This window comes from Paracoccus sp. PAR01 (assembly GCF_014851995.1).
Taxonomy (GTDB): Bacteria; Pseudomonadota; Alphaproteobacteria; order Rhodobacterales; family Rhodobacteraceae; genus Paracoccus; species Paracoccus litorisediminis.
In genome coordinates this window covers 172,499-186,771 of sequence record NZ_JACVAW010000004.1, presented here as the reverse complement: position 1 = coordinate 186,771, position 14,273 = coordinate 172,499, and the positions used below count along the sequence as shown (strand labels likewise).

The 14,273-nt window shown below is 61.7% G+C and carries 14 protein-coding genes; 7 read left to right on the top strand and 7 right to left on the bottom strand.

Annotated features, from left to right (window positions below; genetic code table 11):
- Window positions 1-41 precede the first annotated feature (41 nt).
- Entirely contained in the window at window positions 42-509 is a 468-nt protein-coding gene (locus tag IB235_RS09775) for an Lrp/AsnC family transcriptional regulator (RefSeq protein ID WP_155039290.1), read from the top strand.
- Window positions 510-783: 274 nt separating this feature from the next.
- Here IB235_RS09775 and IB235_RS09770 read toward each other — a convergent pair whose 3' ends face one another.
- The 4 genes from IB235_RS09770 to IB235_RS25095 all read right to left on the bottom strand — a co-directional run bounded on the left by IB235_RS09770 (window position 784) and on the right by IB235_RS25095 (window position 3,229).
- On the bottom strand, window positions 784-1,200 hold the full coding sequence (locus IB235_RS09770) for a DMT family transporter (protein WP_192336550.1): 417 nt from the start codon (window positions 1,198-1,200) through the stop codon (window positions 784-786).
- Window positions 1,197-1,712, bottom strand: a complete 516-nt coding sequence (locus IB235_RS09765; protein ID WP_370576869.1) for a DMT family transporter — start codon at window positions 1,710-1,712, stop codon at window positions 1,197-1,199. Before IB235_RS09765 ends, IB235_RS09770 begins: the two co-directional genes overlap by 4 nt.
- Before the next feature lie 171 nt (window positions 1,713-1,883).
- Window positions 1,884-2,459 carry a hypothetical protein gene (locus IB235_RS09760; protein ID WP_192336548.1) on the bottom strand — a complete coding sequence of 192 codons (576 nt, stop codon included), beginning with the start codon at window positions 2,457-2,459 and terminating at the stop codon, window positions 1,884-1,886.
- A 512-nt stretch (window positions 2,460-2,971) separates the two neighbouring features.
- The gene (locus IB235_RS25095) at window positions 2,972-3,229 is read right to left on the bottom strand and encodes a hypothetical protein (RefSeq protein ID WP_225612150.1); all 258 of its coding nucleotides are present in this window, start codon (window positions 3,227-3,229) and stop codon (window positions 2,972-2,974) included.
- Between the two features lie 411 nt (window positions 3,230-3,640).
- Between IB235_RS25095 and IB235_RS25845 the strand changes: the two genes are divergently transcribed.
- Window positions 3,641-3,916 carry a DDE-type integrase/transposase/recombinase gene (locus IB235_RS25845; RefSeq protein WP_370576868.1) on the top strand — a complete coding sequence of 92 codons (276 nt, stop codon included), beginning with the start codon at window positions 3,641-3,643 and terminating at the stop codon, window positions 3,914-3,916.
- A gap of 460 nt (window positions 3,917-4,376) precedes the next feature.
- Here the strand turns inward: IB235_RS25845 and IB235_RS09750 are convergent, their stop codons facing one another.
- Window positions 4,377-5,291: a LysR family transcriptional regulator gene (locus tag IB235_RS09750; RefSeq protein WP_225612149.1), complete on the bottom strand. Its 915-nt coding sequence runs from the start codon at window positions 5,289-5,291 to the stop codon at window positions 4,377-4,379.
- 91 nt (window positions 5,292-5,382) lie between these two features.
- Here IB235_RS09750 and IB235_RS09745 point away from each other — a divergent pair, with 91 nt between their 5' ends.
- The 5 genes from IB235_RS09745 to IB235_RS09725 are packed head-to-tail and all read left to right on the top strand — an operon-like array spanning window position 5,383 to window position 10,066.
- A complete protein-coding gene (locus tag IB235_RS09745; protein WP_192336546.1) occupies window positions 5,383-6,378 on the top strand; it encodes a hydroxyacid dehydrogenase in 996 nt (331 codons plus the stop codon).
- A gap of 19 nt (window positions 6,379-6,397) precedes the next feature.
- Window positions 6,398-7,081, top strand: a complete 684-nt coding sequence (locus IB235_RS09740) for an RraA family protein (protein WP_192336545.1) — start codon at window positions 6,398-6,400, stop codon at window positions 7,079-7,081.
- A 31-nt stretch (window positions 7,082-7,112) separates the two neighbouring features.
- On the top strand, window positions 7,113-8,069 hold the full coding sequence (locus tag IB235_RS09735) for a tripartite tricarboxylate transporter substrate binding protein (protein WP_155039284.1): 957 nt from the start codon (window positions 7,113-7,115) through the stop codon (window positions 8,067-8,069).
- The gene (locus IB235_RS09730; RefSeq protein ID WP_192336544.1) at window positions 8,069-8,530 is read left to right on the top strand and encodes a tripartite tricarboxylate transporter TctB family protein; all 462 of its coding nucleotides are present in this window, start codon (window positions 8,069-8,071) and stop codon (window positions 8,528-8,530) included. Before IB235_RS09735 ends, IB235_RS09730 begins: the two co-directional genes overlap by 1 nt.
- A 27-nt stretch (window positions 8,531-8,557) precedes the next feature.
- Window positions 8,558-10,066 (top strand): tripartite tricarboxylate transporter permease, encoded by a 1,509-nt coding sequence (locus IB235_RS09725; protein WP_192336543.1) that lies wholly within the window; start codon window positions 8,558-8,560, stop codon window positions 10,064-10,066.
- A 1,625-nt stretch (window positions 10,067-11,691) separates the two neighbouring features.
- On the opposite strand, the gene IB235_RS09720 is transcribed toward IB235_RS09725, so the two are convergent.
- Complete coding sequence (locus IB235_RS09720; protein WP_192336542.1) at window positions 11,692-13,380, bottom strand: ABC transporter ATP-binding protein; 1,689 nt, start codon at window positions 13,378-13,380, stop codon at window positions 11,692-11,694.
- The gene (locus IB235_RS09715) at window positions 13,377-14,273 is read right to left on the bottom strand and encodes an ABC transporter permease (RefSeq protein ID WP_192336541.1); all 897 of its coding nucleotides are present in this window, start codon (window positions 14,271-14,273) and stop codon (window positions 13,377-13,379) included. The genes IB235_RS09720 and IB235_RS09715 overlap by 4 nt, the downstream gene beginning before the upstream one ends.

The following is a 14,273-nucleotide window of genomic DNA, read 5'->3' as shown; positions in this document are numbered from 1 at the left end:
CCTATTCTTGGCGGAAAGCTGTGCGAGTATGGAAATGACTTATGACAAACGTCCAGATCGACGGGATTGATGCAAGAATCCTGCGGCATTTGCATAAAAGCGGGCGTGCCTCCGTGCAGGAGATCAGCGATCAGGTGGGCCTAAGCCCTTCGCCAGTCGCGCGCCGCATCCGCGCGCTGGAGGAAAGCGGCGTCATCACCGGTTACGCCGCGCTGCTGGATGAGACCGCCCTTGGCTATGGGGTATCGGTCTTTGTCTCGGTCCAGCTTGATCGGCAGGTTGATGAGGCGCTGGCCAAGTTCGAAACCGCCGTGCGCGCCTTTCCCGAGGTTGTGGATTGCTGGCTGATGACCGGCAGCCGCGATTATCTGCTGCGGGTGGTCACCGCCAGTCTGGCTGACTTCGAGAGCTTTCTGACGGGACGGCTGACGCGGGTTCCAGGTGTTTCGACGATCGAGAGTTCGATCCCACTGCGTCGCGTGAAAGGCGGCATATCAAGGATGCCGTAAATAATTAATTTTACATGAAATACTTACATGCGGTAGCGCGTCACCCTTGGAAGCTTGGCGGCAATGTTGCGATGCCCTTGAGGGCATTTCGCTGGCCGAACTGGCCGTCAACGCCATTGCGCTGTCCTTTGGCGGTGAAGGCGACCGGTAGTTTCTCGCGAACCCTGCGGGTGTAAATTTCAGCTGACCGCAGGCTGCGCGGTGTCGCATCCAGCCTTCTGAACCGCCGCCTTGGCGGGAAGCACTCGCGACATTCGCTTTCCATGCCCCGTGATCATCGGCGGCTGAGAATTACCCCGGTCAGGATCAGCGCAACGCCTGCGAGTTGCATCCACAGGATGGCGTCCGCCCCCCGGACAAGGTCAAGCACCACCCCCGAAAGCATCTGCCCAGCCACCAGCAGCCCACCTGTCATGGCCGCCCCCAGGCGCGGGACCAGCCAGCTGCCGCTGGCCACAAAGGCGACGCCAAGGGCACCGCCGATCCAGGCCAGCCAAGGCGCCGTGGCCGCCCCCTCGGGCCAGAAGCTGCCTGCAAGAACTGTCACCGCCGCCAGTGCAGCGCAGCCAACAAAGTGGTTCCAGAACGAGGATTGCAGTGCCGATGTCTCGACCGCCAGCCGCCCGTTGATCTGGCGCGACAATGTCACCAGCGCCCCACCCAGAAAGGCCAGCAGGATCATCACGCTCATTGCCCCAATCCCCGCGCAAGGATGATGATCAGCGCTCCTGCGATGATGGCCAGCAACGCGATCAGGTCCTGCTTTCGCGGTCGCCGCCTTTCCAGCCCCATCGCCCCGAACAGGTCGAAAATCAGTGCCAGAACGACCTGCCCGGCAAGGCCTATGGCCAGCGTTCCGGTCAATGCCAGCGCCGAATTTGCACTGGCCGAGGTCAGCATCACAGTCAGCGCGCCTGAAAGGCCGCCAAGATAGGCCCATAACGGCGCACGGTTTTGGCGGGGCAGGGCACGCGCGGTCCCCCGCAAAAGCCAGACTGCGCAAAGGGCCAGCGCAGCGATGATGCTTCCGACCGCATGCGCCGTGAGCGACGAAAACAGCGGCGTGGTATGCGCCGCCATGGTGCTGTTCGACAGCAGCATCAGCGTCAGCAATCCGCCCGTGCCAAGGGCGGCCACGATCTCAAGCGGCCGAGCCGGGGCCGGGACATCCTGAACGGGCGAGGGCGGGCGCTCGTGTGACACATCCATCTCCTCGCTGTTGAGCGGGCTTGAGGTTGGCCAATTCCACCGCAAAGGCAACCCCTTGCAGAAGTGGCGCAACACGACGTTACATGCGGCATGCCACGGCAAAGATGGAGCACTGATACCCTGCAGCGGCCTTCGCCGGCACATCAGCAGCACCAAAGCTGCCGGTCAGGTCCGTACGATGTTGAACATGAGTGACAGCGATACGAACAGCAACCATGCAGACGCTACCCGTTGCAGTATCGCCAGTCTTTTGGTTCCGGCGGCGGATAGCTGCGTCGCCATACCAAGGCCGCCCCATATCATCGCAACACCAATCACCATCGCCCCAAACAGCGCAAATCGGGGTACGAACTCTGCGCTTTCTGGGGAAGGCAGCAGGACAAGTCCAAAGATAAGCGCCTTGGGATTCAAGCACGTTGTGATGTAGACACGCGTGGCACTGATTTCCCTCTCACCCTTGCCAAGTGATAACGACGTCCAAAGCCTGATCGCGAGCAGCGCGATCCAGATCGCTGCGATAATCTTGAGGGCTACGCCGAAGCCCGGAAAGCTTTGGAAAAGCTGGGCACCAAGAAATGACAGCGGCAGTATAGTTGTAACATATCCCGCGAGTTCCGCAGGGAGCAGGCGAACAACACGGGAGAGGCCTCCCTGGGCACCGGCAAGCCCCATGAGGGTGTTGGTCGGACCAGGCGCAAGCAGTAAGGCCAGTACACCGAAAACGAATGCCGTTATTGCCATAAAAGCCCTTATTGGTCTTGCCCCGTTCACCAGAGTTCGGGTGGACGTCGTTGTAATCCTCAATCCATCCCCTGAGCAACCCGAGGACCATGTCGGCGTCCTGCAATGGCGTGATCTGGATGTAATCGCACTTTAGAGTGGGAGGCCCTTGGCACCCCTCCGCCCGATGATCTCGCATCCATCCAAGCACCAGCGCGGGTTGGATCGCATGGTGATCAGCTTGCCGTCGAAACATGCTTGGAGCATGAGCCGCCGCCAACGATGCAGCGGACCCGGTGCCACGCCACAGCGACGCACAAGCCTCTCGGGCGCGCTCGAACGGCGGCTACCAAACGCGGTCGGGGAATTTCGGACGGGTCGTTTAGCTTTAGCGCCTGACGAAGAGGCCGAGCTGAGATGACGAAACGCAAGCGCTCTTCTGCAGAGTTCAAAGCGAAGGTGGCCTTGGAAACCATCCGCGAGGAACTGACAACGGCTGAACTGGCCAACGCTGAACGGTGAACAGTCGCCCATCAAGGCACCACCGATCCGAGCTCGGTGGGCGACGGTCCGAGAGAGCCGTTCAACGATATGCACACGACGATGGTCAGCGGCTGGAAACGCACCGCGCTCGAGAACATGGCAGCGTCATTCCGCGGTGCCTCGTTCGCCGTGCCGGAGTTCTCCGAGAAGGAGGTCGAGAAGCTGCATGCCAAGACCAGCCCGTCGGCCATTGAGCGGGATTTCTTGTCGGCATCCTCCCGTCTCATACTCTCCACAGGCAGGATCATCCCGATCTCAGCGTCCGGCGGCTATGCAGCCTGCAGCCACCGGTGCGCACCGGGCTCTACGATCAACCACGCGGAGAAAGCGCCGAGACCTAACTTTCATGGCGATCACCGACCGACAATTCCTTGGGACGCATTGATTCATGTTGCGCGCCAAATGGCCCGCCACATGCAAGAGAGCCATCGATTGGTGTGGCTGATGGTGAAGGACGACCTTGCCCCTGTGGGACCGCGTAAGCGTCCGGAGCGGTTCCGATCTATCAGGCGCCGAAGACCAGCAAGAAGCATCCGAAGCACAGGATTTATCCGTTCGCCGTCGGCCTTGAACCGATGGCGGCCTGACGGCTCACCTGCTCAACTGCTTGGCTATCACCCGTCCCGATCAGGTCTGGTGCACCGACACGAGTTACATCCATGCGCCGAGGGTTCCTTTACTTGGTGGCCATCGTGGATTGGCACAGCCGCAAGGTGTTGAGCTGGCAGCGTTCCAACTCCATGGATGCGGGCTTTTGCGTCGGGGCTTTGCAAGAGGCGCTTGCCAGATACGGCCGACCCGAGATCGTCAATTCCGATCAGGGCTCGCAATTCACCAGCACCGAGTGCATCGAGATGCTGCCGGGCGCCAAGGTGTACGTCTCCATGGATGACCGCGGTCGCTGGATCGACAACCGGATGATCGAAAGGCTTTAGCGGTCGCTCAAATACGAATGCGTCTACCGGAACGCCTTCGAGACCGGATCGGAAGCGCGCAGGAGGATCGGCGTTGGATCAGCTATTACATCGAAAGACGTCCTCACTTATCGCATGGGCTGCTGACGCCCGCTGAGGCCTAGGATACCTCCAGCCAGCACCTCAAAGCCTCCGCCTGACATGAAACCCATGCCAGCGCTTAGCTAAGCGGCAAAATGGGCGAAAACCCCGACAGCTTAAGCACGTCCATAGGCCTGAGCCTTCGTGGCTATGCTCAAGGGTGCAGATGAAGCCCGGCCAGTTATGGCCGTCTGGGCCAGTCGGAGGTCGCGCGGAACAGGGCGACCTATAGTTTCCAGTCGGGAAGGTATCAGGCCGCAGCACCGCAGCTTGCTAGGTCCAATACGTTTGCTCCGCCCGTCGCGGGTGAAGGGCATACAGTATCTCAGAATGGCCGCTGTTACTGGGGGTCGCTCGAAACTCCGTTCGGACCACAGATCTCGACCAGCAGTCTGTGAAGTTCCGCGATCAGCACGACCCGCGAAGCGCTGCGGCGCTCGACCAGACCGATCTGCCGGAACATTTGCGGATCGCCAAAGGGGGTCCGGACAAGTTCAGCGGCGGTGTCGTCGATGGCCACTTGCGGCACGACAGAGACGCCCAGACCATTGGCGACACAAGACGTGATGGCGGCGATCGTGTCGATTTCGGCCACCTCGTTCAATGTCAGGTTGAGGCGGGCAAGTTCCAGGTCGACAATATGCGCAAGCGGCACATTCGCGCGAAACCGGATGAACGGATAGGTCGTCAGGAACGTCTTGGCGGACAAGGGTGGCGATCCCGGGGGCGCGATGACCCAAAGCGGCTCTCGCAGGAAGGGGCGCCAGCGCAGAGCAGACGGAAAATTTCCGTGCTCGGCGATCATGGCCGCGTCGATACGACCGGCAAGGACATCCTGCAACAGCGTCTCTGATGAGGCGACCCGCAGCTTGATGTGCAGGTCGGGATGTGTGGCATTCATCTTGACCATGGCGCGCGGCAGCAGCGACAGGGCGCTGGTGCGCACCGAACCGATCGACAGCGTCCCGATCAGCTTGCGACCCGAAATCGCGTCGATGGCGTTTTCAGCCGCTCGGACCAGTTGATCGGCAAGTTCCGCCATCTGCTGCCCGGCCGCCGTCAGGCGTGCGGGCCGCGATGTCCGGTCGAACAAGGACGCCCCGACTTCCTGCTCGAGGGCCTGGATTTGCTGGCTCACGGCAGAAACCGTCAGGTGAACGGCATCCGCTGCACGCGAAAAGCTGCCGAACTCCACGACGGCCAACAGTGTCTTAAGCTGACGCGTGTCCACTATTCCAGATTTCCTTAAGATCATATCAAGAATTAAGCGCTTTTTTTCAGAAAATCTACTGGTATTCACTCTGACCTATCGGCGCGGCCATGCCTGCGCTGACCAAGGGGGAGAAATGACCGACAAAGTTCTGATAACCGGCCCGAGCCTTGCGCCGACCGCGGTCACGTTGCTTGAGGCAGCAGGTCTCGAACCTGTCTATGTGCCCGCCTACAGCCAGGGCGATGGGTTGATCGACGCCGTCCGTGGCGCGCGTCCCGTGGGGATCATCTCACGTATGGGCCGCATCGATGCCCCCGTCTTCGAGGCCGCGCCGGATCTGCGCGTCATTTCCAAGCACGGCGTCGGCGTGGACAATATCAATATCGCGCTGGCCAGCAGCTATGGCGTGCCGGTGCTGGTCGCGACGGGCGCCAATGCCGTGTCGGTGGCAGAACATGCGATGGCGCTGCTTTTCGCGGTGGCCAAGAAGCTGGTGCCTTTGGATGCGGGACTGCGCGCGGGCCGTTGGGAAAAGCCGGGCTTCAAGGGGCGCGAACTGGCGGGGTCCAGCATCGGGCTGGTCGCCTTTGGTGCTATCGCGCGGCAGACGGCGGTCTTTGCCAAGGCCTTCGGGATGGAGGTCTATGCCTATGACCCCTTCGCGTCCGATGCGGCGTTCATGGAAACCGGCGTCACCCGGATCGAAAGCCTGGACGATCTGGTGTCGCGCTGCGACGTCATCAGCCTGCACGCGCCCCTGACGCCCGAGACGCGGGCCATGATCAATGCTGAACGGCTGACCCTGATGAAGCCCGGCGCGATCATCATCAATACCGCCCGCGGCGCATTGATCGATGAGGCTGCCTTGTCCGCCGCGCTGGCCGAAGGGCGCATCGCCGGGGCGGGTCTCGACAGCTTTGCTCAGGAGCCGCCCGCTGCCGACCATCCATTCTGGTCCGAACCGCGTCTGGTCCTGACCCCGCATATCGGCGGCGTGACCGAGGCCGCCAATACCCGCGTCGGCGTCGAGGCCGCCCAAGGCATCATCGACATTCTGGCGGGTCGCCCGGTGCCGCCCGCCCGCATCATCAACGGCCCGGCGCTGGCGCACAGCAAATCAGACGCCTGACATCTGGGAGGGAAAGTTCATGTCCACGGGATTTCGCATCCTCAACCGCGAACGCAGCGTATCAAGCGATCTGGTCGCCAAATTCGCCAGACTGCCCGTCGCCAATGTCAGCGACAGCATGCATCGCATGACTGCCGGCGGGCCTCGGCTGATCAAGATGCACCGCGAGGGCGTGTTGGCGGGTCCGGCACTGACCGTCAAGGCGCGGCCGGGTGACAACCTGATGCTGCACAAGGCCATCGACATGGCGCAGCCGGGCGACGTGATCGTGGTCGATGCCGGCGGCGATCTGACCAACTCGCTGATGGGCGAATTGATGCTGGCCTATGCGATCCGTCGCGGCGTCGCGGGCTTTGTGCTGAACGGTGCGATCCGCGATGCGGACCAGTTCATCGCGATGAACTTGCCGGTCTTTGCCGTGGGCATCACGCATCGCGGCCCCTACAAGGACGGCCCCGGAGAGATCAACGTACCCATTGCCTTGGATGGCATGGTGATCCATCCGGGCGATCTGATGCTGGGTGACAGCGACGGTGTTCTTGCCGTGCCCATTGACGCGGCCGAAGAGGTCTATGCAAAGACCGCCGCAAAGCAGGATGCCGAGGCCAGACAGATGGCCGCTATCGAGGCCGGGACCAACGACCGGTCTTGGGTGGATGCCGCGTTGAAACGACTGGGTTGCGCCATGCCCGAGGGCAACTGAGCGCAGGCGAGATTTCTGGGAGGAGACAATCATGACGATCACGAAGACTGCGGTCCTGACCGCGACCCTTTTGGCGGCCGGGACGGGCGCCGCTTTGGCCGATTGGCCGACAGACCGCCCGATCGAGCTGATCGTGGCCTTTGCACCCGGCGGCGGAACGGACATCATGCTGCGCACTCTGGCGCCGTTCCTTGAGACCGAGCTGGATGCGCAGTTCCCGGTGCTGAATCGTCCCGGCGCCTCGGGCGAGATCGCCTATACCGCGCTGTCGCAGGCCCGTCCCGACGGCTACACGGTGTCGTCGCTGAATACGCCGGGCTTCCTGACCATGCAGATCGGGCGCAAGCTGCGCTATGATCCCGCCGATATCTGCCCGATCGCCCGCATTGTCGAAGACCCCGGCACGTTCATCGTCCAGGCGGGTTCTGAGTATAAGTCGCTGACCGATCTGGTGGCCTTTGCCAAGGCGAACCCCGGCGCCGTCTCGGTCGGCACCACGGGCGTGGGCACCGACGAACATCTGGCGATGCTGCAACTGGAGCAGGCTGCCGGGATCGACCTGACCGCGGTGCCCTTTGGCGGCGCGAACGAGGCCAAGACCGCGCTGCTGGGCGGCCATGTCGCGATGATCGGCCTGAATGTCGGCGAATACACCACCAGCGATCGGTCGTCCTTCCGCGCCTTGGCACAATTCGCCGAGCAGCGCTCGACCTTGGCCCCCGACCTGCCGACCGCCAAGGAACAAGGCTTCGACGTGTTGATGTCGTCCGAACGTGGCCTTGCCGCACGCTGTGACGTGCCTGAGGATATCCGCGCAAAGCTGGCTACCGCCGTCGATACCGCGCTGGCCAACCCCGAGTTTCAGGAAAAAGCCAAGCAACAGGCGCTGCCCTTGTCCTTCAAGTCCGGCAAGGACTGGCAGGCCGACATGCCTGCACGGCTGGAGCGCTTTACCGAAATCTTCAAGATGATCGAGGGCGGCCAGTAATGGCCCGCCTTCAGGACACCGCAAAAGGCGACAGGCCCGACCTGCTGTCAGCGGGCCTGTTCATCGGCTTCGGCGCGCTTGGTCTGTGGATGAGCCGGGGCCTCGACTTCGGCACGCTTGCGCAGATGGGGCCGGGCTTTCTGCCCCGCGTGGTCTGCCTGCTGCTGATCGCCGTCGGGCTGGCCGTCGGGCTGCCTGCCCTGAAACGGCCCGCACAGGCGATCGAGGCGATCCGGCTGCGGCCACTTCTGGTGATTACCATCGCCGTTGTGGGCTTTGCCTTTGCGGCCACACATGCGGGCTTCGTACTGGCCTCGCTGTGGCTGGTCATTGCAGGCTCGCTTGCCGATCCGGGTGGCAAATGGCGCCACGTGCTGTCCTTGGCAGCCGGGCTGACGCTGTTCGGCGCCCTGGTCTTTGTCTACGGGTTGGGCGTGCAAGTCCCCCTGTGGCCCTTCTGACAACCGTCATCGCCTGGGGAGGATCGAATGACATTCGTTGACCTGCTTTTTCTCGGCTTCAGCGAGGCGATCACGCCCGCGAACCTGGCCTTCTGCCTGTTGGGCGCACTGCTTGGCACGCTGATCGGCGTCCTGCCCGGCATCGGCCCGACCGCGACCATCGCCGTTCTGCTGCCGATCACGTTCTTCCTGCCGCCGCTGGCGGGGATCATCATGCTGTCGGGCATCTATTACGGCGCGCAATACGGGGGATCGACCACGGCCGTGCTGGTCAACCTGCCGGGCGAGGCTTCGGCGGTTGTGACGACACTCGACGGCTATCAGATGGCACGGCAGGGCAGGGCCGGGGCGGCGCTTGCCGTGGCGGCGCTCGGCTCGTTCTTTGCGGGCACCGTCGCGACATTCGCCATCGCCGTGGCGGGGCCGACGCTGTCCAGCTTTGCGCTGTCCTTCGGGCCTGCCGAATATGTCTCGCTGATGGTCTTTGGCCTTCTGGCCGCGACGATCCTGGCCAGCGGGCCGGTTGTGAAGGCCATTGGCATGATCCTGATCGGGCTTCTTCTGGGCATGGTCGGCACGGATCAGGCGACCGGGGCCGAGCGGCTGACCTTTGGTGCGATCGAACTGTTCGACGGCATCGACTTCATCGTCATCGCCATCGGCATCTTTGGCTTTTCCGAGATCATCGCCAATCTGGAACGCACCGGCTCCGAAGGCGTAAAACTGGCGCACCTGTCGCGCCTGTGGCCCACGCGTGAGGATTTCCACAATTCCTGGGCGGCGGTCCTGCGCGGCACGGGGATCGGCACGCTTCTGGGTCTGCTTCCCGGCGGCGGCGCGACGCTGGCCTCGTTCAGCGCCTATTCGCTGGAAAAGAGGGTCTCAAAACACCCCGAGAAATTCGGCACCGGCGTGGTCGAGGGCGTGGCCGCCCCCGAAGCCGCCAACAATGCCGCCGCACAATCATCCTTCATCCCGCTGCTGACGCTGGGAATTCCGTCGAACAACATGATGGCGATGATGCTGTCGGCCTTCATGATCCACGGCATCACCCCCGGCCCGACCGTGCTGACCAACCAGCCCGAGATCTTCTGGGGCCTCGTCGCCAGCATGTGGATCGGCAACCTGCTGCTGGTCGTCATCAACCTGCCGATGATCGGGCTGTGGGTGAAGCTGCTGACGGTGCCCTACCGGCTGCTTTATCCGGCGATCCTGCTGTTTTGCTGCATCGGCGTCTATTCGATGAACAACCGCATCTTCGACGTGATCCTGGCTGCGGGCTTCGGGCTGCTGGGCTATGCCTTCCGCAAGGCAAAATGCGAGCCGGGGCCGCTGCTTCTGGGCTTTGTCCTGGGGCCGTTGCTGGAATCGAACCTGCGCCGGACGTTGCTGATCACCCAGGGCGATCCCAGCATTTTCGTCGAGCGCCCGATCAGCCTGGTGATGCTGATTGCCACGGTGATCCTGCTAGCCCTGATGATCCTTCCCTCCTTCCGCCGCACCCGAGAAGAAGCCTTTCAGGAAGAAGAGGCTTAAGAAGCGAAACGAGTTACAAGGTTAAGTATGAGGGGGCGGGCCGTGTCTGCCCCCTCTCCATTATCAGAACCGGTCCGATGGCCACTCAATCGAGTTGAGGCGGAACTTTGCACTTCGCTCGTCACGCCGATACTAAACCGTCATGGTTCCACGGCAGTTCGGACCGGGGGTGTTTGCTTGATTTCATGTGGGCTATTGAGGCGGGGCGGACTGACGTGCAATTTCCGCCGATCATGCGTCTTGAGGCAGTGCTTGCCTTAGTCGAATGCGCGTTCAGGCGCGGGGTAGGAGCCTGCAAGCGAAGATGACTACAGGATCGCCACCGATCTCGTTCATGATCTCATTGTGGCGTTCGGAGCGCTAGAAATCGACATTAGTTCCGACGTCGGGATAACTGCGAGCAGAGCCCTTGCGCGGTATGGGAAGGTGGTTGGACATCCAGCGCAACTCAATATGGGCGACGGGTTCTCCAATGCCTGTGCCAAGGTGCTCGACGTTCCACTGCTGCATAAGGGTGGCGATTTTTCGCAGACCGATCTTGCATGAGCTGCCGACATCAAAGAAGCAACCAAAAGTTGGTGTGTGGCCATTTCCCAGGGCAGGGGCTTCAACAATACTTACCGGTTTCCACGCCCTGAATCATACTTAATGATAAGCGAGACATAACCCCGTAAGCCCCCGACGGGTGCCGGGTGGGTGGCGTTCATTTCAATGAATTATGGTCGACCTTTCCCAACCAGGGCGAGCCTGATGCTGCCCGGAAGGCCTTTTCCAGGGTTCTGTCCTCTGCTGAGTTCGGCGCTGGTGGCTGCGGCCAAGTCTATGCCGGGAAGTCTGGTGCGGCTAGCCCATGTAGGTAGCCAACGGGCTCGGTCGTGGTAGTAGGGTAGGGGAGCGAGGCTGCTGCTGCCGACGAGGTCTAGGCCGAGTTTCGAATACTATATAGAATCAAAGTTGTGTGCCGCCAGCCTCGCGGGCACACTCACGGCCCACTATTTTGGTGATGAGAATGAAATTCATCATCAAGGATACAAAAAACAGTATCCTAAAGGTAGCTACTTCCTTGCTCAGGCAATTCCAGAGGGGGCGATCAGGTCGATGTCGCGATCTCGAAAATGACACTTATCCAGAACTACCTCACGCAGAATGCCGACCTGATCAAAAGCGGAAAGTGGCCACAGCATCTGTTAGACATCACGTTCAAGGACATTCCTGACGGTGGATGAGATTAATCTGAAAATGGTTATGCGATATTATACGGATACGTATCTCCTTAGATTGCATCACGAAGGAGATACGCTTGACGCCGGGTTAGATCACTGCGGCGCAACATAATCAGACACATTCGAGTCACCATATAATCTATAGCTGGTCGACTAAAAGTTCTCTCAACTAGAGTCGATCGGAGTACTGGTCATAGCTCTATGAGCATATAATCGATAATTTCCTTATCTTTAATAAATGTCGCTCACCATACAACACCATGTTATCTGCATATACCAAACAGTTATCGGATTACGTGTGAATAACCGCATATTCCGACGATCCCATGACATATCTTGCCGGAGGGGAATGTCTGCGTCGGACCTCGCATGCCCTGTTATCCCTGTGCCTGGGCCGGTATATCACGGCTGCAATCGCGGGATCGCGTCCAGCAGCATCCGCGTATAGGGCTGCTTTGGTGTGTGGAAGATCTGGGTCGCCGTGCCGGTCTCGATAATCTCGCCATGCCGCATCACCACCACGCGGTCGCACAGATGATGCACCACCGACAAGTCGTGGCTGATGAACAGCAGCGTCAGGTTCAGGTGACGGCGCAGCTCCATCAGCAGGTTGATGACCTGCGCCTGAATCGAGACATCCAGCGAGGCCACTGGTTCGTCGCAGATCAAGACCTCGGGCTGCATCGCCAAGGCGCGGGCAATCGCGATACGCTGCCGCTGCCCGCCGGAAAACTGATGCGGATAGCGGTTCGCCAGCGCCGGATCGAAGGCGACGGCGCGCAGCCAGCGATCGACATAGGCGCGCGCGCCAGCACGGGTGCAAAGACCATGCGCGACCGGCCCCTCGGCCACGGTCTGAAAGATGCTGCGCCGGGGATCGAGCGAGGCGAAGGGGTCCTGAAAGATCATCTGGACCTTGGTGCTGCGTTTGCGCAGGCCGTCCATCACCTGCTCGCCGCCGATCGTCACTGTGCCCGCAGTTGGCGGAATGATCCCGCAAAGAATGCGCCCCAGCGTCGATTTCCCCGACCCGGACTCGCCGACCAGACCCAGAATTTCGCCCCGCGCGATGGTCAGCGCGGCCTGCTTGACCGCATGGACCTGCGCGGGTTCAGACGCCAGCCCCAGCCGGACCCCCAGCTGCCGCAGGCTGCCGGCTCGGCGGGCGAATGTCTTGTCGATGCCCTGCGCGGTCACGAAGCCCGGATCGGCAGGCGCACCCACGGCCGATCCGCCAAGCGTCGAGGGGTCCAGCTTACCCGCCGCCTCGGTCGCGCCCGAGGCCAGCAATTCGCCCGGTTTTGACCGGGAAGGCAGCGCGTCCAGCAGCGCCTGCGTATAGGGATGCTGCGGATTGTCCAGCACCGCGCGCACGGGCCCCGCTTCGACGATCTGGCCGCGCCGCATCACCGTGATCTTGTCGGCAATCGAGGACACGGTGGCCAGATCATGGCTGATCCAGATCAGCGAAGTGCCCATCTCGGACACCAGCGCCTTGACCACCTTCAGGATTTCCGCCTGCACCGAGACATCCAGCGCCGTCGTCGGCTCATCCGCGATCACCAGACGCGGGCGGTGCAAAAGCGCGATGGCGATGGCGACGCGCTGGCGCATGCCGCCGGAAAACTCATGCGGATATTGATCGACCTTGCGTTCGGGATCGGTGATGCGCACCCGTGCCAGCGCCTCAACGGCGCGGCGGCGGATCTCGGCGTCGGATGCCTGCTCATGCGCGCGGATCGCCATGCCGATCTGGTCGATGATCCTGACCACCGGGTTCAGCGTCATCATCGGGTCCTGAAACACCATCGAGATGTCCTTGCCCCGGATGCCGCGCAAGTCGCGGTCAGGCAGGCCGACCAGCTCGCGGCCCTCAAGGCGGATGGAACTGCCATCCTCGATCCGGCCCGGCCTGTCTATCAACCCGATCAGGGAAAATCCGGTGATCGACTTGCCCGAGCCAGATTCGCCGACAAGGCCCATGATCTCGCCGCGTTTCAGCGAGAATGAGATGCCGTCGACCGACTTCACGATGCCGCGGTCGGTGTGGAACCATGTGCGCAGGTCGCGCACCTCAAGAAGGTCGGTCATTTGCGCAGCCTCGGGTTCAACTGGTCGCGGATCTGGTCGCCGACAAGGTTGATCGCCATGATCAGGATGATCAGCGCCACCCCGGGATAGATCGCGATCCAGTAGCGGCCCGACATCAGGTATTGAAAGCCGTTCGCGATCAGCATGCCCAGCGAGGGCTCGGTCGCGGGCAGGCCGACGCCAAGGAAGGACAAAGTCGCCTCCAGCGAGATGGCCGAGGCGACCTGCACGGTCGCCACGACGATCAGCGGCGGCAGGGCATTGGGCAGGATATGGCGGGTGATGACGAACCAGCCGCCCATTGGCACGGAAAGCGCGGCCTGAACGTAATCCTTCTGCCGCTCGGCGGCGGCGGCACCATGGGCGGTGCGCACAAAATAAGCGTATTGGGCAAAGACCAGTGCAAGGATCAGCTGCTGTTTCCCCTGCCCAAGGATCGCCGCCACCACGAAGGCCAGCAGGATCGCGGGGAAGGACAGTTGCAGATCGACGATGCGCATGATCAGCGCCTCAAGCCGGCCACCGATATAGGCTGCCGAGCAGCCGACCACGGCCCCGATGGCAAAGGCGATGGCGCCCGCCATCAGGCCCATTTGCAGGGAAATTCGCAGCCCATAGACGATGGCTGAAAGCAGATCGCGGCCCTGACTGTCAGTACCCAGCAGATGCAGCATCCCGTCGCGCCCGACATAACCCGGCGGCCTGCGGGCATCGCGCAGCACCAAGGATTTCAGATCATAAGGGTCCTGCGGCACGATCAGCGCCGCGAAAATCGCGACAAAGACGATCAGCGCCACGACACCCAGTGCCACCACGGCGACCTTGTTGCGGCGGAAGTCGTGCCAAAATTGCGCGAAGGGTGAAACGGCCCCGGTGGATAGTGCTGTCGACAT